The sequence below is a fragment of the Bradyrhizobium ferriligni genome, assembly GCF_056837965.1.
Genome location: NZ_JBXEJO010000011.1, coordinates 36,684 through 54,103, shown reverse-complemented (window position 1 = coordinate 54,103; position 17,420 = coordinate 36,684). Strand labels below are relative to the sequence as shown.

Annotated in this window: 14 protein-coding genes; 3 read left to right on the top strand and 11 right to left on the bottom strand. The window is 64.9% G+C overall.

Annotated elements, in window-relative coordinates:
* Positions 1–139: 139 nt before the first annotated feature.
* The 6 genes from AC1VNY_RS08720 to AC1VNY_RS08695 all read right to left on the bottom strand — a co-directional run bounded on the left by AC1VNY_RS08720 (position 140) and on the right by AC1VNY_RS08695 (position 8,769).
* Positions 140–1,411, bottom strand: coding sequence for a calcium-binding protein (locus AC1VNY_RS08720; RefSeq protein WP_461319952.1), 1,272 nt, complete (start codon positions 1,409–1,411; stop codon positions 140–142).
* Positions 1,412–1,740: 329 nt separating this feature from the next.
* Entirely contained in the window at positions 1,741–1,935 is a 195-nt protein-coding gene (locus tag AC1VNY_RS08715) for a hypothetical protein (protein WP_461190915.1), read from the bottom strand.
* Positions 1,936–2,083: 148 nt separating this feature from the next.
* A complete protein-coding gene (locus tag AC1VNY_RS08710; protein ID WP_482404851.1) occupies positions 2,084–3,238 on the bottom strand; it encodes a glycosyltransferase in 1,155 nt (384 codons plus the stop codon).
* Positions 3,235–5,223 carry a heparinase II/III family protein gene (locus tag AC1VNY_RS08705; protein ID WP_482404850.1) on the bottom strand — a complete coding sequence of 663 codons (1,989 nt, stop codon included), beginning with the start codon at positions 5,221–5,223 and terminating at the stop codon, positions 3,235–3,237. The genes AC1VNY_RS08710 and AC1VNY_RS08705 overlap by 4 nt, the downstream gene beginning before the upstream one ends.
* On the bottom strand, positions 5,220–7,406 hold the full coding sequence (locus AC1VNY_RS08700) for a bi-domain-containing oxidoreductase (RefSeq protein ID WP_482404849.1): 2,187 nt from the start codon (positions 7,404–7,406) through the stop codon (positions 5,220–5,222). Before AC1VNY_RS08700 ends, AC1VNY_RS08705 begins: the two co-directional genes overlap by 4 nt.
* A 112-nt stretch (positions 7,407–7,518) precedes the next feature.
* Positions 7,519–8,769: a glycosyl hydrolase gene (locus tag AC1VNY_RS08695; RefSeq protein ID WP_482404848.1), complete on the bottom strand. Its 1,251-nt coding sequence runs from the start codon at positions 8,767–8,769 to the stop codon at positions 7,519–7,521.
* Positions 8,770–8,886: 117 nt separating this feature from the next.
* Here AC1VNY_RS08695 and AC1VNY_RS08690 point away from each other — a divergent pair, with 117 nt between their 5' ends.
* From AC1VNY_RS08690 to AC1VNY_RS08680, 3 genes are all read left to right on the top strand, one after another.
* A complete protein-coding gene (locus AC1VNY_RS08690) occupies positions 8,887–10,179 on the top strand; it encodes a glycosyltransferase family 4 protein (RefSeq protein WP_482404847.1) in 1,293 nt (430 codons plus the stop codon).
* Positions 10,180–10,257: 78 nt separating this feature from the next.
* Entirely contained in the window at positions 10,258–11,568 is a 1,311-nt protein-coding gene (locus AC1VNY_RS08685) for a nucleotide sugar dehydrogenase (RefSeq protein WP_482404846.1), read from the top strand.
* Between the two features lie 8 nt (positions 11,569–11,576).
* Positions 11,577–12,296 carry a class I SAM-dependent methyltransferase gene (locus AC1VNY_RS08680; protein WP_482404845.1) on the top strand — a complete coding sequence of 240 codons (720 nt, stop codon included), beginning with the start codon at positions 11,577–11,579 and terminating at the stop codon, positions 12,294–12,296.
* Between the two features lie 21 nt (positions 12,297–12,317).
* Here the strand turns inward: AC1VNY_RS08680 and AC1VNY_RS08675 are convergent, their stop codons facing one another.
* The 5 genes from AC1VNY_RS08675 to AC1VNY_RS08655 form a co-directional block, all read right to left on the bottom strand.
* Complete coding sequence (locus tag AC1VNY_RS08675; RefSeq protein ID WP_482404844.1) at positions 12,318–12,989, bottom strand: class I SAM-dependent methyltransferase; 672 nt, start codon at positions 12,987–12,989, stop codon at positions 12,318–12,320.
* An 85-nt stretch (positions 12,990–13,074) separates the two neighbouring features.
* Positions 13,075–13,701 (bottom strand): class I SAM-dependent methyltransferase, encoded by a 627-nt coding sequence (locus tag AC1VNY_RS08670; protein WP_482404843.1) that lies wholly within the window; start codon positions 13,699–13,701, stop codon positions 13,075–13,077.
* Positions 13,698–15,017 carry an MATE family efflux transporter gene (locus tag AC1VNY_RS08665; RefSeq protein ID WP_482404842.1) on the bottom strand — a complete coding sequence of 440 codons (1,320 nt, stop codon included), beginning with the start codon at positions 15,015–15,017 and terminating at the stop codon, positions 13,698–13,700. The genes AC1VNY_RS08670 and AC1VNY_RS08665 overlap by 4 nt, the downstream gene beginning before the upstream one ends.
* A complete protein-coding gene (locus AC1VNY_RS08660) occupies positions 15,014–16,306 on the bottom strand; it encodes an O-antigen ligase family protein (RefSeq protein WP_482404841.1) in 1,293 nt (430 codons plus the stop codon). The genes AC1VNY_RS08665 and AC1VNY_RS08660 overlap by 4 nt, the downstream gene beginning before the upstream one ends.
* Positions 16,303–17,418 (bottom strand): glycosyltransferase family 4 protein, encoded by a 1,116-nt coding sequence (locus AC1VNY_RS08655; protein WP_482404840.1) that lies wholly within the window; start codon positions 17,416–17,418, stop codon positions 16,303–16,305. Before AC1VNY_RS08655 ends, AC1VNY_RS08660 begins: the two co-directional genes overlap by 4 nt.
* Between the last annotated feature and the right edge of the window lie 2 nt (positions 17,419–17,420).

The window sequence follows — 17,420 nt, the reverse complement described above, 5'->3', positions numbered from 1 at the left end:
GGTGCGTCACGATCATGAACGGCCGCGTATTCGATCATTCAATCCCCCATTCCTGACGCGTCATGCCGGCGATCAAAGAAAAAAGCGCCGCCTCAACCTCGGTTGGGGCGGCGCCTTCGCTTAGTGCAGACCTAGGATCTTACAGCTTGGTCGAGTTACCATCGTTGAAGATCAGGTATTCGATGTTGCTGATCTGGGTCACCTGACCATTGCTGAAGGTGATGTCCAGAGAACCGTTCGATCCAGAGCTGATGTCGCTCACGTCAGTCGAAGCGTGATCCAGGAAGGTCAGGGAGTCCTTGTTGCCGCCACCGCCATCGATGGTGTCGCTGCTGGTGGCGTTGTTCAGGTAGAAGTAGTCCTGACCGGAGCCGCCAACCATCGAGGCCGTACCGGTCTCAGAGCCGACGAACGAGTCCTTGCCGTCGCCGCCGATCAGCGTCTGCGTGCCGGAGCCGGCGACCAGCGTATCGTTGCCGGAACCGCCATACAGCGTGTCGTTGCCGGCACCGCCATAGAGCGAGTCGTTGCCGTTACCGCCATCGAGCGAGGTCGCGTGCGACGCATCGCTGCCCGAGTAGAGCACGTCCTTGCCGTTGCCGCCGAACTCAGAAGCAGTCTGAGCACCGCCGACAAGGAGATCGTTGCCGTTGCCGCCATACAGCGTGTCGACACCGGAACCGCCATACAGCGAGTCGTTGCCGGCGCCGCCGTCCAGGCTGTCGTTGCCCGCACCAGCGTACAGCGCATCGTTGCCCTTGCCGCCATCCAGCGTGCTGGAATTGCCGGCGGTGCTGCCGGAAGCCAGCACGTCGTTGCCGTTGCCGCCGCTCAGCTGCGACGAGCTGCCGCCGTAAATCGTGTCGTTGCCGGCGCCACCGTTCAGGGTGTCGGCACCGGAGCCGAACAGCAGATCGTTGCCCCTGCCGCCATCCAGCGTGCTGTGACCGGAGGCGTTGTCGACCAGCACGTCATTGCCGGAGCCCGCATTGATCGAGTCGTGACCGGCACCGCCGAAGATCGTGTCGTTGCCGGAGCCGGTGAGAACCGTCGTGTCGCCGGTATTGTTGACGAACACCTGATCGTTGCCGTCGCCGGTCGCGACCAGCACCGGGGTGCTGCCGTTCACCGTCAGCGTGACGTCCTGATTGGTCGCCTCGATGATCGCCTTCAGGTTGGCGTCGGTGTTGACAGTGTTAACGGGGTTGGTTTCGATCAGAACATTGGCGTTCGGATCCGGGTTGGTGATCCCAGACCCCTCCTGCACCGGAATCGTCGCGCCGTTATCCGGGCTGGTGTATCCGATCCCCGCGTTGATCAGATAGTCAAGAATCTGTTGCTGGGTCGAGTGATCGATCGTGGAGTTGATCGCCGCTTTAAGGTCCGTCTGGTCTAGATTGTAAGTCGCCATCGATGTAGCCCCTGCTTGGGATACGAGGATTCAAGCCGCTCGCCCACACTTAAGCTGTTGATTCACAACTGGTTTGTTGCGATGCAACCCAAATGTGGACCCAGGTTACGAACTTGTTAAGTCCATTGTTAAGTCCGCCAAGTCGGAGTGTCAATCAGCAATGTGCTGTTAACACTCGGTTCCCCGAGGTTTATGTGAGACTTAGCGCCACTTCGAATGCGCTATAACATTCAGCGCAGACCAATCGCCAATGTTAGCCGCGGCGCAAAAAAGGGTAGTGATTATACGGGGTTTCACGGGGGCCCAGGATACCGCGGGCGCGCTGAATTTCACTGACGCTGTGAGCGCTTCGACGGGATTTTCTGATCTGAAAAAAATATTTCTGCATCGCGTGAGACGTTTTGCAAAAAAGCGTCAAACTTCGCAGCCGGCGCCCCACCGGCCAGTGTTATAACGCCGCCTGGCCGCAGTTTGCGGGCTCGATCAAGCGAGATCCATGGAATCACCCGCAGAATCAGCGTCATTCGACCGCGCGATCAAAACCTGGCGCGACGCCGACCGGACGCCGCACTGTAACAAATTAACACCAGATTTGCCGCAATATGTTAGCGACGCCGCCGTGGAACCGGCGGGACGAGGCCCGATCGCGGGCCGCGCGCCGGCCAGCGGCGATCATCCACCGGCGGCGCGCGCGTAGATGGCCTCGAGCAGCCGGCGGTTCTCGTCCGGCGCGTAGAGTTCGAGATAGGCGGCTCGCGCGGCCCGTCCCCATGCGGCGGTCAGTTCGGCGGCGCCGAGCACCTCACTGATCCGCTTTCGGAGCGCGGCCGCGTCGCCCGGCGGCACCAGCGCGCCAGTCTTGCCGGCGGTCACCACCTCGGCAAGTCCGCCGATCTCGGAGGCGATCACCGGCGTGCCTCGCGCGAAGGCCTCGACCACGACCATTGGAAATCCCTCGTACCATAGCGACGGCACCACCAATGCCTGGGCATTCGCCATTTCCCGAAGCACCTCACCGCGCGAGAGCCCGCCAAGGAACGCGACATTGCCGGGCGCCCGAGCCTCGAGCGCGACGCGCTCAGGCCCCTCGCCCACGACGCGCAAGGGCACGCCGGTCCCGGCAACGGCCTCGAGCAGCACGCCGACGCCCTTCTCGCGGCTCAGCCGTCCAACATAGAGCAGCCCGCTGCGCGGCGTGGACGGGTCCGGGGCCCCCGGATCGGCCATGAAGTTCGGTTTCACGTCGATCCGGTCTGCATCGAAGCCGGCCTGCGTGAACAGGGTTTTGGCAAACTGCGTCAGCGCGATCAAGCGCAGCCCGGGACGCGTCCAGGTGCCGCGGCGCTGGTGCTGCGCGATCATGTAGGCCGAAGCGATCGAGCCCGGAAGCGATCCGCGGTAGCAGCGGTGTACGACGCCCCAAAGATGTCCACGGTCCAGGCACTTGTGGCAGATGCGGCCGTCGCGCAGCAGCATGCCGCCAGTGCAGATGGTGCGATAATTGTGCAGCGTCATCACCGCGGGCACGCGCTTTTGCCGGCAGAGATCGAACACCGCAGGCGACAGCAGCGGGAAGAAATTGTGGACGTGCACGACGTCGGGGCGAAGGCGGTCGATCGCCTCCGCCACGACCCGCTTTCCGTCCGCATTATCGGCGATCGATAGCGTGGTCGCGATGCGCGCGGGGAGCGAATTGATCGCCGCGTTGCTGACCGTGAGCGCTTCAACGCTGTGTCCTGCGGCGCGCAGCAGGTCGATTTCCGCTTCAAACACGACGTCTTCGCCGCCGCGTCCCTGGTACCTGTTGTGAGCGACCAGGATCTTCATGATCGGGCCGGGTCTGAGAACCAGCGCAGCTCGGTCACCAGGCTTTGGCCGCCCGTGAGCGTACCGGAGCCGATCAGCGTCGTCGCCGGCACCTTGAGATCGAAGGACGGCGAATACCAGCCGGCCGGTATGGTCTCGTCACCCCGGTACGGCATCCAGCTGAGTGCCGCCGGCAGATCGAGCTCGCCGCGCCCGCCTGGCCATGCGAGCTGCGCCCTATGCCCTTCGAGCCTGCATTCGACGTCGGGCCCGAGATGCCAGCTGAGGCTCGCCGGCACCGCAAGCCCTTCATCGGCAAGCACGACATCGGTGACGACGAGCCGCGCCGCCTGACGCTGCAATTGCACCGAGCGGCGATGCACGACACCTGCTTCGTCCCGATATCCCGAATGCTCCGCGATCCAGCTCGCATCCGCATCGCGATCGTCCAGGCCGCTTGCTGCGACAAGCCGGCCCTGCGCATGCCGTGTCCAGAGAAACGGCCCGCCCGACACCGACTGATCGCGCGCGAACAGGCAGAGCGTGTTGTGCGCCAGCGTGGAACGGAAGTAGGCGCGCCATCGCGGATCGCCGTGGTAGCAATAGGTGCCGGCGTCGGCGAAGATCTCCACACCGCCGATCCTGCATTCGAGCGACAGCGCGTCCGCATGCGCGTGAGCGGCAATGCGGCCGAAGCCATGCGGGCCGTGGTCACAACGGCACCACACCGCGCTGCCGGAATCGATCAGAAAGGTCTGTCCCGCCCCTTCAAGCAAATGCGGGCGGCGCTTGGGCCGCCCAGCGATCGCGCGGGCCTCGATGCCGTCGGTGAGCACAAAGCTGCGCAGATCGGGCTCCGGCGATTTGGGCCACCATGGCAGATCGCCGAACAGGCGCGCTCCGCTGCCGAGCAAACCGAGCCAGCGATTGCCGGCGTGATCGTCGAGCAAGAGGCCGATGCCGTCGTCACCGTCGCCCTGCCGCGGTGGATGACCGCGATCGTCCAGCATCGCGGCAATGACGTCGCTCATGCGGCACATCGTGGTCCAGACCGCATCGTCAAGCGGATGTCCGGACGACTCGCCCTGCACTGCCGCCGCCAGCAGCAGTTCGAGCACAAAACCATGATAGTCGGTCGCGAGCTCGCTGTTGCTGCCGCAGGCAAGCGTCTGCGCAACGGCTTCGTGTGCCAGCGTGCCGGCCGATTGCTCACGCCATCGCGCACTGTCCTGGAAGAACGGAAACACGCAGGCCGCCACGAACTGCCCGGCAGCCTCCGCGATGAGGTGGTTGTTGGCCGAGGAGCCGCGGCTTGGGAACTGCGACAGCCAGTATTGATGCGCATAGAGCTGCGTCAGGAACAGATCGTTGTTTTCGAACAGCGCAGCAGCCTCGGGCCAGTTCTGCAGCAGCTGGCGTACCCATGCCCACGAGATCAGCCGCACGCCAAGCTCGATGCCGCTGATCCAGTGCGGGCCGCGCGGGAACGGATTTTCGCGCCACCAGCTCACCAGATGCTCGGCCGCGCGCCTCGCGTAGCGCTCGTCGGAGGTCAGGTAGTACGCGGCCGCGAGCACCGTGAGATGGTGGTGACGCGACGGCTCCCAGATGTATTTGATGTTTCCGACCGCGGTTTCGTCACGATAGGGAACCGCGAACGCGTGCACATCGGCCGGCGCCCGCTTGCCGCTTCTGATATCGACGAACCAGTCGGGCCGTTCGCCGAGGGCCTCATGGTCTCTGGCGAAAATCCGCCAGTGCCCGGCGAGAATCCGGTCGGCGCTCTGGATCAACCGTTCGGCGGCCTGTCCCGGGGCGTGGACGGGCAAAGGCAGCGGCTTCAGGCGCGGCTGCCGCGGGCCGGGAGCGAGCCGGGCGCTGGCGCGCCGTGCGATATCGGGCGGAGTGATCCGCCAGAGCAGATGCAGCACCTGGTCGTTCACCCGTCCCGCAAGCTCGGACGGCTCCATCCGCTGCAGCCTGCGCAGATACCAGGCCGGATTCATCTCAACGCAGTCGAGGCGCGCGCGACGCCCTGCTCTGCCGCGCCGGCCGTCAGATCGATCGGCATCCCGGCGGCCGCGCTTTCCTGGACGGCAAGCGTCGCGCGCGTGGTCGCCAGCAGCGAGTCGAGCGCAATCGGCATCGCGGTCCCCGATGCGACCGCCGCGATGAAGGCATCCAGCATCGGCCGCTGGCCCTTGTCGAGCCGCGCTGTCTTGGCCGTGCGCTGTCCGGCGTGCCAGACCTCGAAGCCCGAGAAATTGTCGAAGGCGGCAAAGCCCGTGCTTGCCGATATCTCGAGCGCCTCCTTCGGCACCCGCGGATCGCCGCCGGTGAGATAGCTGAGGCTCGCGACCGAACCGTCGGCAAAATCGAAGGTGGCGACGAGATTGTCGACGTCCTTGCCCGCCGTGCTCGCGGAGACACGCACCGGCCCCGCGCCGAGCCACCAGCACAACACGTCGATGAAATGGCCGCCCTCGCCGACGAAGCGGCTGCCTTCGCTCTCGGCCTGCAGATACCAGGATGATTTCTCCAGCGGCCCGGCGATGACCCGATATTGCAGGGTCTGCGGTCCTGCCGGCGCGAACGCCGCGCGCATGCCCTGCAGCAGCGGCGAAAAGCGGCGGTTGAAGCCGACCATGAGCCGATTGTTGCCGGTTTCCCGGATCACCTGCTCCAATCGATCGAGCGAGTTTGTATCGATCGCCAAGGGCTTTTCGACAAACACCGCCTTGCCGGCGCGCAGCGCCTGCGTCGCGAGGTCGGTATGGGAGGCATGGCGCGTTGCGATCAGCACGGCATCGATGTCGTCGGCGCCGAGCACCGAGGCCGCATCCGTCGAGGCACGCGCGAAGCCGAACTTGCGGACCGCAGTGGCGCCGCTCAGGCCGGTATTGGTGGCGACCTCGACGAGATCGACGCGCTGGTTACTCGCAAGCTGCGGCAACAGCATGCTGGAGGCATAATTTCCGGCGCCGATGACGCCGAGCCGCACCCGGCCGCTGCGCGGGGCAACCGCCGGACGATAGATCATCTGCATCGCGCGCGGAGCGGCGTCCGGATAGGCGAACACCATGCCGAGACCGACCTCGCCCCGGCTCATGCGCTCGAACGCCGACGTCGCCTGCTCCAGCGGCACCATCTCGGAAATCAGCGAGGAAAAATCGAGCCGCCCGTCGGCGAGCAGCGCGACGATCGCTTCCATGTTGCGCTTCTCGGTCCAGCGCACATGACCGATCGGATAATCGATGCCGCCCTCCTCATAAAGCGGATCGTAGCGGCCGGGGCCGTAGGAGCGCGAGAAGCGCACGTCGAGCTCCTTGTCGTAGAATTCGTTCCACGGCAGGTTCAGCGTGCATTTGCCGATATCGACAATGCGGCCGCGGTCGCGCAGCAGTGCCGCCGAACGCGATGCGAGATCGGGATCGTCGCTGCCTGCGGTGATGAACACGCAATCGACGCCGTTGCCGGCGGTCAGCTGGTCGATCCGGGCGCGGAATCCGGCCGCGGCATCATCCGATGCGACGGCACAGGCTACGGCGCCCGCAACCTCCGCCTCGCGGCATCGCGCCTCCAGCCGGTCAAGCCCGACGACCACGACACCGGCGCTGCGCAGCAGCCGCACCATGATCTGCCCGATCAGGCCAAGGCCAATCACGCAGGCGGTCTCGCCGAAACGGATTTCCGACTGGCGCATCGCCTGCAGCGCGATCGAGGCGATCGTGGTGAAGGCGGCCTGGTCCAGCGCAGCGCTGTCCGGCAGCGGGACGCAGAGGTTCACCGGCACCCAATTATATTCAGCATGGGTTGCATATTGATTGCCGCCGCAGCAGACGCGCTGTCCGACCGAGAAGCCGCCGACGCCCTCGCCGACCTCCGCCACGGTGCCCGACAGCGAGTAGCCGAGCGGCGTGTAGGAATCGAGTCGGTTCATCACCTTCTGATAGGTCGCAAGCAACCCCTGCTGACGGACCGAGCTTACCACCTTGGCAACCTGGTCGGGTCGCGCGCGCGCCTTGCCGAGCAGCGACAGGCGGCCTTCGGTGAACTTCATCATCTCGGTGCCGGTCGACACCGCAGAGAACGCCGTGCGCACCAAAACCCCGCCGGGGCGGCAGCGCGGCGCCGGCACATCGATCAGCTTGAGCTCGCCGCTCTTATAGTTCTGCGCGATCTGCTTCACGGTCGGTCAATCGCCTCAAGTTAACAGCGCTCCTTGTATCGCGCCCAACGCCCGCAATGAAGCCAGGAAACATCGTCATAATTATCTCATTCCCGGACGCTTAACATTGTTATCATTCCAGCAACAGAACCGGCTTTGGCGAGATCTCGACCTCGCCGTTGGCGACAGGTCCTTCGCCGCCGTCGAGGCCCTGGTAACGGCTAAAATGCGGGTCGACCCGATCAACGGACCGGCCCTTGGTGGTCCAGAGGATCAGACCGTTGCGGCCATCCGGCATGCGAAGCTCGACGCGCCAGGTCGACGGCGACGTCCTGCCTGCCGCCACGACGCTCGCACCGACCAGCCAGGACTGGATCGTGCGGTAGGCAACTCCGCTCGGCAGCAGCCCGCGCGCCGGGTCCCATAATTTTCCAAAGTCGCTGCCGCCTCCGGCAAACTCGTACCAATAGAACCGGTCGACACCGCTGATCCATTTCAGGATGTAGGCGCGCGCCAGACACCCGTCCGGATTGTCCTCATAGGACGACCAGCCGGCCTCGGTGTCCCAGATTGGTCTCGCGGACAGGTCGTGCGCGGCGAGGATTTTCTTGAAGCGCGCAATGATTCCGAGCACCGCTTCGGGTTCGCTCGTGTAGCCGTGGAAGGCGAACACATCGGCATACTGTCCGCCGCCTTGCGCCATGAAGGCCTCTTGCCAGCGATACCCGTCCGGCGTGCCGTTGGACGGCGGCGTCAGCACGGTCAGCGCGGGATCGCTGGTCTTGATGATCTCGTAGGCCCGCTTCTGCAGCTGGACCATGGTCGCGATATCGCCCGAGTAATATTTGGGATCCTCGGGCTCGTTCCAGATTTCCCAGTATTTGATGCGGCCGGCGGCACGCGTGACGGCCGCACGCACCCAGTCATCCCATGACGCGAGATCGGCAGGCGGTGAGCTTGCGCCCGGCGTGAACGCCGGCGGCGCATCCTTCACCGCTGCGGCCCATCGCGGCGTGTAGGCGAGATTGAGGACGATCTCGACATGCTCGCGCTCCGCCGTGGCCAGGATGGCGTCGAAGCGCGCCCAATTGTAGATGCCGGGCGCCGGATTGATCTGCGCCCAGTAGATCGCGCCCCACAGCCGAACGCCGTCGAATTTGAGCTCGGGCCAGGGCTGCGACTTTGGCTCCGACTGCCCGATCGCGTTGATCGTCATGCCGAAAAGCGTCGGCGGGATCACCGCATTCACGCGGCTCGCATTGAGTGCATCGTATGCCGTCAAGCCAGCCCACTGCAGCGGCCATTTGTAGGCCAGCGGCAGCAGCGCGCTCAAAACCAGCGCAATCAACGCCCTTTGGCCCCAATCCCTCACTCTGCCTGCCATGTCCCTGTCTCGTCGCCGTCACATCGGTGCCGGGATTGCATAGTGGAAGCCGCGCATGTTAATGCCGATGTTAGTCGGATTGTGATGTTGTTAGGTCAATGGTATAGATCATCGCAGATGTCGAGAGCTGAACCATCACCGCGGCGGATCCTGATCATCGTCGAGAACCTTCCGGTTCCTTTCGATCGCAGGGTGTGGTGCGAAGCAACGTCGCTGCGCAAGGCGGGCTATGAAGTTTCGGTGATCTGCCCGAAGGGCCGCGGCCATGACGAATCCTACGAATGCCTCGAGGGCATTCACATCTACCGTCATCCGATGCCGGTGGAAGCGCGCGGGATCGCCGCCTACCTGATCGAATATCCGGTCGCACTGTTCTGGGAAACGCTGCTTGCGATCAAGGTCGCGTGGAAGCACGGCTTCGACGTGATCCAGGGCTGCAATCCGCCCGACCTGATCTTCCTGATCGGCCTGTTGTTCAAGCTCGGCGGCAAGCGCTTCGTGTTCGATCATCACGACGTCAATCCCGAACTCTACGAAGCAAAATTCGGCCGCAGGGACATGTTCTGGCATCTGCTGCGGCTGGTCGAATATCTCACCTTCAAGACGGCGAGCATCTCGATCGCGACCAACGAATCCTATCGCGAGATCGCGATCGCGCGCGGCGGCATGCCCGCCAATCGCGTCTTCGTGGTGCGATCCGGCCCCAATCTCGACCGGGTGCGCTCGCGGCCGGCCGATGCGGCCTGGCGCCGTGGCCGACGCCACAGCGTCGGCTATGTCGGCGTGATCGGCCAGTCGGAAGGCATCGATCTCTTGCTGCAGTCGATCGGCCACATCGTGCACGATCTCGGCCGCACCGACATCCAGTTCAACATCGCGGGCACCGGACCGGAGTGGAATGCGGTGGTCAAGCTCTGCGAGGAGATGCAGCTCTCCGACTACGTGAACTTCACCGGCGCCATCGCGGATGAGGCGCTGTTCACGATGCTCTCGACCGCTGACGTCTGCGTCAATCCGGACCGCGTCACGCCCATGAACGACATCTCCACCATGAACAAGATCATGGAGTACATGGCGCTCGGACGGCCGATCGTTCAGTTCGACGTTCGCGAGGGTCGGCGCTCGGCGCTCGACGCCTCGCTCTATGCCGCGAAGAACGATCCGAGGGATTTCGCGAGCAAGATCATTACGTTGATCGACGATTCGTCGTTGCGGCGAACGATGGGGGCGTTTGGCCGCGACCGCGTCGAGCGCGCGCTGTCGTGGACACATGAGGAGCCGAAGCTGCTCGCGGCCTATGAGGCGTTGTTCGCCAGGAAGGTCCCCGCACCGCGCGCGCATGCAACCGCCGAGCGGCCAACCTCGCAACCGTCCAGCGCGAACGCAGCCTCCGGACGGGCATCGTCTTGAACGCGCAGCCACCTCACTCACGTCAAACGCGACGCGGCTGCGGCCACGCGCACGTCCTGGATTGTTGAAGGTCGAAGCATGAACGTCAGCATTTTCGGCCTCGGCTATGTCGGAACGGTGTGCGCCGCCTGCTTCACCGAGCTCGGCCACCAGATCATCGGCGTCGACAAGAGCGTTGCGAAGGTCGACCTGATCCGCGGAGGCAGATCGCCGGTCGTCGAGCCGGGCATCTCGGACAAGGTGGCTCGCGCTGTGGCAACCGGTCAGCTGACCGCGACCACCGACGCCACCGAAGCGATCGTCAACAGCGATATATCGATGGTCTGCGTCGGCACGCCCTCGTCCGGCAACGGCAATCTCGACCTGACCGCGATCCGACAGGTCGCGATCGAGATCGGCCGCGGACTGCGCGCCAAGAACGCGCCGCATACCGTGACGATCCGCTCCACCGTGCTGCCCGGCACCACCCGCGGCACCGTCGGCCCGCTGATCGAGGAAGCGTCCGGCAACAGAATCGGACGCGACTTCGACCTCGCCTTCAATCCGGAGTTCCTGCGCGAAGGCAGCGCGATTGCGGATTTCAACGCGCCGTCCAAGACCGTGGTCGGCGCCTTCAACCAGGAAACCGCCGACCGCGTAATGGCGCTCTACAAGGATCTGCCCGGCGCCAAGATCACGCCGCCGGTCGAGACCGCGGAACTGGTGAAATACGTCGACAACAGCTGGCATGCGCTCAAGGTCAGCTTTGCCAACGAGATCGGCACGATCGCGAAGACGCTCGGCATCGACGGGCGCGACGTCATGAACATCTTCATGCAGGACACGCGACTCAACATCTCGCCGGCCTATCTGCGGCCGGGTTTTGCGTTCGGCGGGTCCTGCCTGCCCAAGGACGTCAAGGCGCTGAAGCACCTGGCGCACAGCCGCGGACTGTCGACGCCGGTGCTCGAAAGCATCCTGCCGAGCAATGACATGATCATGTCGCGCGGCGCCGACTGGATCCTGTCGCATGAGGGCCGCCGCATCGCTTTCCTCGGCATCAGCTTCAAGGCCGGCACCGACGACGTCCGCGACAGTCCGTTCGTGAGGCTGGTGAAGAGCCTGCGCGGCGAGCGGCGCGACATCCGGATCTACGACCCCAATGTGCAGCTGTCGCAACTGATCGGCGCCAACCGGGATTTCCTGATGCGCAATCCGGAGCTGGTCGGCCTGTTGAACGACGACGTGACGGCAACCATCGAGTGGGCCGACATTATCGTGCTGACGACGGCCGATCCGCGCTTCGTTGCGGCGCTGACGGCGACGCGTCCCGACCAGGTCGTGCTCGAACTGTCGGAGATCGGATTGCCCGAGCATGTGCGCGCCAAAGTGAGCGGCTTCCACTGGTAGGGACTATCATGGCCACCATGGGCCAGACCCGCGAGCGACCCGAAATCCGCTTTCACGACGAGATTTCGTCGGGGTGGGAGACGCTGCATCAGAGCCGCACCTTCAAGGCGCGGACGGCCGCGATGTTCGGTCTGCTCGGGAACGCGGACCTCAATTTGCAGCGCTGGCTCGACGCCGGCTGCGGCACCGGAACGCTGTCCCGCCTGCTCGCCGCACGCGGTTGCGACGTCACCGGCGTCGACGCATCATCGGAGATGATTGCGGCGGCACACGGCCGCCGCGCCGGCGGCACGCTCGCAGGGCGGCTCACATTCCAGCAGATTCCGACCATCGCAAGCCTGCCGTTTCCCGATCGATCCTTCGACGGCGCGCTATGCGCGAGCGTGCTGGAATATGTTCCCGACGTGGCGCAGTGCCTCGCCGAGATTCATCGCGTGCTCAGGCCTCGCGGGCTTTTGCTGCTCTCCATCCCCAACCGCGGATCGCTGCTGCGCCGGAGCTACAAGCTCGCGCATGCGGCCTCTTCACGCGTGTCGGCGCGGCCGCTGTTCCGCTATCTTGCGTTCTCCAAATTCGACACCTCGCCGGCGGCCATGCAGGATCTGCTGCGACAACATGGCTTCACGATGCTGGGGAGCAGCTTTGCCGGCTCCCCGCTCCCGCCGGTGCTCGATCGCCAGGCGACGGTCGGCACGCTGATCAACGTCCTGGCCCGGCGCGACGATTGACGTGGCAGGCGGATAGCTGCCTCAGGCCTTGATCGCCATCAGCGATTTGGTCATGCCGAGATAGCGTTCGCGATAGATCTTCGCGTCGGGAAAGGTTTCCGTCATCTCGCGCCAGTCGAACAGGTGCCAGTCGGGCGCGGTGCGCTTGAACCAGAAGCGGTTGAATATACTGATCAGCGCGATCTGCAGCCGCCTCGGCAGCAGGACGATGATGCCCGGCAGCCAGGTATGGCTTTCGATCGGAAAATACCGGTACGGCGTCTGCACGTAGAAGGACTTCGCGACCCGCGAGATCTCGCCCGCAAAACGGTTCTGATGCTCGCGCGCGATGCTCTGAAACGCCGCTCCGTCCTCGATCGTGACGACATCCTGCTTCGGCCCGGTGACATGTTCGATCACCGACGAGCAGAAGCAGAAGTCGAACGCCTGATCGTCGAACGGCAGGCGCTCTGTCTCCCGCAGCAGCACCGTCTTGAAGCCGAAGCGCTCGCGCGCGGCCTTCAGATCGTCGGCCGATATGTCGCAAACCGTGATGTCGGTATGGCGGGGCAGGATCGCGCGAATGTGCCGGCCGGTGCCGCCGCCAAGATCGAGAATTTTCGCGTCGAACGGCAGGTTCACAGTGCGAACGAGGAATTCGCCGCGCCGCTGGCGCGCTGCATTGGAAAATCGGGCTTGAATCGCACCCAGCAAGGTCAGTCTCCTGCTACCGGTCGGTTCGATCTGGCACGGCATGCGCGATCCCTCACGCAACGGTCCGTCGATTTTCCTGTCGCGCTCACCTGATGGCCTCGAAGAAGATCGACTCGTCCGGCCGGTTGTCGAGCCGGTCGATGTCGGGACAGACCCCCTCGCGATAGGCACGGGTGTAGGTTTCCGAACAGCCGGCGTCGCGGAACAGCGCGGCGAGCGAGGCCCGGGTGAAGCCCCAGTGATGCGCGAAGGCGGCCTCCTTGCGGCGATCGATCTCGAACACGCTCCTGAGGAATGCCTGCGGCGCCGCCGGATCGTAGAGCGCGACGATCCGCTCCATGTCGGGGACGACGATCCGGCACACCCCGCCCGGCGCCAGCACCCGCGCGATCTCGCGCGCCAGCCGCTCGACCTCGTCGGGAAACAGGTGCTCGAAGACATGCGCGCTGAATACCGCCGAGAGGCTGCGATCCGCGAACGGCAGCGGCCTCGTCAGGTTCATGTGGCGCAGCCCGGCGAACCTGCCCTGGCGATGCTCGGCATAGCGGGCATCGCTCAGCAGGCCCGCGAGATGCAGCGCTTTCGCCGCGAACGGCATCCGCGCGATCCACAGGTGCATCGTGATGTCGGTATTGATCCAGCCGTCGATGCCGCAATTGAAGGCGCCGATATGCAGCTTTTCGAGCGAGCCGCCGCACGCGTCGCCGGTCATGTCCGCTCCCGCGCCGAATTGGTCAGCACAACCGTGATTACCGACGCCGCGCTGGAGGCCACCATCGCCGCAACCGCGCCCATCACCTGCCAGGTCTCCGCCGCGAACGGCAGGACGCAGCACAGCGCGACGAGGCCGGCGATCCGGCTCAGCATGAATCGCTGCGGCTTGCCGGTCGCAAACAGCGGCAGCGCGAGGCCGAGCCACACCGCGTCGAGCGCCATCGCCGCGCCCATCAAGGCGAGGCTGCCGGTGCCGATCTCATAGCTCTGTCCGTGGATGACAAGCGCCAGAATGCGCTGGCCGAGCAGCACGACCACCGTGCCGTAAGCGGCCGCGATCGACCCAAGCAGCAGGGCATTTTCGCGCGCGGCAGCGGCGACCGCGCTCCGCCGGCCGGCGCGCAGTTCGGCCGCGATTTCCGGCAGGCGAACCGAGAACATCGTCGCGCAGAACTGGCTGAGCGGTGCGAACACCAAGAGCAGGATCCGCAGCGACGCGCTCGCGTCCAGCCCGATCAGGAAGCCGCAGACCGGAATCAGCCCGATGCTGCCGATCCAGTAGGTGAGCGAGGTCGCGACGAACCAGCGACCGTTCCGAAACAGCCGCCGCAGCGAGCCGCGGAAGATTCTGGCTTGCGGCCAGGCCAGCTCGCGGGTGTGGGCCAGCAGCAGGCTGCCGGCGAGCGCGGCCGAGATCGCGATGCACGCCATCGCCGCGGCGGCGCCGGTGAGCTTGAGCGCGATCATCAGCCCAGCCGAGACGATCAGCGCCACGCAGTAGGTCAGCGAGGACGCCAGCGCGCGCGGCAGTCTGCCGTCGAGATAGCAGATCCGGCGAAACATGCTCTGCAGGCGAACCGCCGGGATCGCAAGCCCGGTTGCGATCACGAGCCCGCCGGCGTCCCCACCGGCGGCTGCGATCACAAGCCCCGCACTCACCAGCAGCAGGCCGAGCGCGCCCGAGACGAGCAGTGACGACAGATAGAGGCCGAGCCGCAGCTGCGGCCATAGCGACTTCGGGATCCGATGCGCGGTCGCCGGCAGCCCGTCGTCGAACAGGCCGCGCAGAAACACCGCCTCGATCAGGATCGAGAATGACCAGGCGACGCTGAACCTGCCGAATGAACTGATGTCGAGCACGTTGGCGAGCACGATCGTCAGCACGAAGGCAGACCCGCTCAGCAACGCCTGATCGATCAGGCCAAGCGCGACATTGCCCCCGGCACGCCGCAGCCGGCGAAGCAATCCGCTCATCGCACCGGCGACCCGGGTCTGAGCCGCCGCCCGGTCCAGCCTGTCGGTCAACGCACTCACGCCTCACTCACCCGTAGTCTGTTGAATGTCCGCCGCGGCGCCATTTGCAGCCTGGCCTCCGGGCCGAAATAGCACCAGAACACCAGCACGCAGCCGAAATAATTGTGCAGCAGCTGGCTGGAGTCATTGGCCGACGCGATCACGACGAACAGCAGCATCGCGAAGGGCGCCATACAGTACATCCCTCTCCGCTCGAACGCGAAGACGATGCTGTTCCACAATGCGAGCGCCAGCAGCAGCAGATAGAGCGCACCGCCGAGCAGGCCGAACTGGAGAAAGGCGTCGAGATAGGAATTCTCGAACGAACCGAACTCGGTGTTCCACGGCGCCATGCTCGTCAGCTCGTTCACGGGCGAGTTCGGCAGTTCGTTGAAGAATCCCGAAAACCCGTAGCCGAGCCAGGGGTGCTGCCAGAAGAAGTGCGGCCAGACCGACCAGAGGAACGAGCGGCCGGTCAGGTTTCCGCTGCGGCCGACCAGCCCATACAACTCGTCGCTCGGCACGGCGAACACGACAAGCGCAACAAAAGCGAGGCCGAGCCAATAGATCGAGGCAGCGCCCCTGTGCCCGAGCACCACCAGCAGAAGCCCGAAGGTCACGGCAAGCGCCGTCAACATGCTGATCAGCGGTCCTGCAGCGCCCGCTGCAGCGAGCGCAAAGAAATGACATCCCATCAGCAGCAGCGTCCAGCCGAATTGCCGCCGCGGTCCTGCCAGCATGCGCACGAAACAGATCAGCACCATGAGGCCGAAGAAGGCGCCCGCAAGATTCTTGTGGCCGAACACGCCGGCATAGGCCTGGGTTCCGAGCACCGTCGGCCGGTGCAGCGGGTCGTAATCCCATTGCGAGCCGATCACCGGAAAGAGCAGGACGTGAACGATCAGCACAACGATCCCGATCCGGAACAGCGTATCGACGAGACGATCGACCGGGCAACTGATCACGACCCACGCCGAGAACATCGTGGTCAGCAGATACATCGCGAACTTGATCGACGAGCCGGCGGGGTCGGCGCTCAGCGCCAGTGATACCAGGGCGAAGGCGATGAACGTCAGATAGAGGTGCGACTGTAGCATCAGCAGCCCGAAGCGGTTCCGATCGATCGCAATGTGCAGCATCAAGAGGATGTAGAGCAGCAGCCATGCGCCGCGGAACAGCGTGGATTCCCCGGCCCTTTCCGCGAACGAGATGCCCTCGATGAAATTGAACAGGAAATAGATGCAGCCGAGCACCATCACCAGATAGGCGTGCAGAAAGACATCGGTTCGCAGCCACCATCTGCCGATCATTGCACGGCCTCCTGCCGGGCCGGCGCCCTCAAGAGATGATCGACTGCGGCGGTGAAACGCGCCGCGGCGTCGGCAAGCGCATCGCGTCGCACGCTCTGCCGGGCCTGCCGCGACATCGCCTCCCAGCGCACGGGATGTTCGAGCAAGCCGCGCGCCGCGTCGACCCAAACCTGTTCATCGAGCGGGCAAACATAGCCGTTGTCCTGGTTACGCACCAACTCGCCGCCTGCCCCGACATGAGGCGACACCAGGCAGGGAACCCCGCACTGCAGGGCCTCGTTGCACACCAGGCCCCACGGTTCCAGCAATGAAGGCAGCAGCAGCAGCCGCGACTGCAGAAAGACGTCCGATATCGCCTGCCACGGCAGATAGCGGTCGTGGCTGACATCGATGCCGGCACCCCCGAGCCGCGCCAGCATGCGCTGTTCAGCGGTGCCGGACCCGACCACGCGCACCTTCAGCCCGGGCACGATCCGGCCAAGCGCGATCGCGACGTTCTCGAAGAAGATCGCGTTCTTGGCGTCGTCATTGAGTCGGGCGCACCAGAGCAGATGAAATGGACGGTCGTGGAATGCCGACACAACCGCCGGCGGATCCCATGCCGGCACCAACGGCACCACGAACAGATCGTCGGCGCGAACACCCTCGCCGCGGAAATACGCCCTGCCCTTGTCGCTGCAACATACGACTGCGTCGCACTGGCGCAGCAGCCAGGGCCGCGCCAGCCGATGATAGGCGGTGTTGGGCATCGTCTCGCGCCAGCCGTCGATCGTCAGCGCGAGCGCCTTGCCGTTGGCGCGCGCCCATGCCGCGCCGGCCAGCATCGAGGGATAAAGACCGTTGACGAACAGCACGTCGGGCGCGAGCGCATTCAAGGCGCGCCCGACCCCGATATTGACGTGGGTGTGACGCGACCGCGACAGCGGGATCGATACACCCGGCACCGTGCGCGTGATGTAGCGCGGCGTGAACGAGCCGGCCCAGGAGCGATCGGCCTCCTGCGGCGTACAGGAGAGCACCGCGAGATCCAGCCCACGGTCAACTAGCTCGTTGTAGAGCCGGTTGGTGTAGGGTGTGATCATGTTGTTGAAGACGACCACGCGCGGCGCCATGG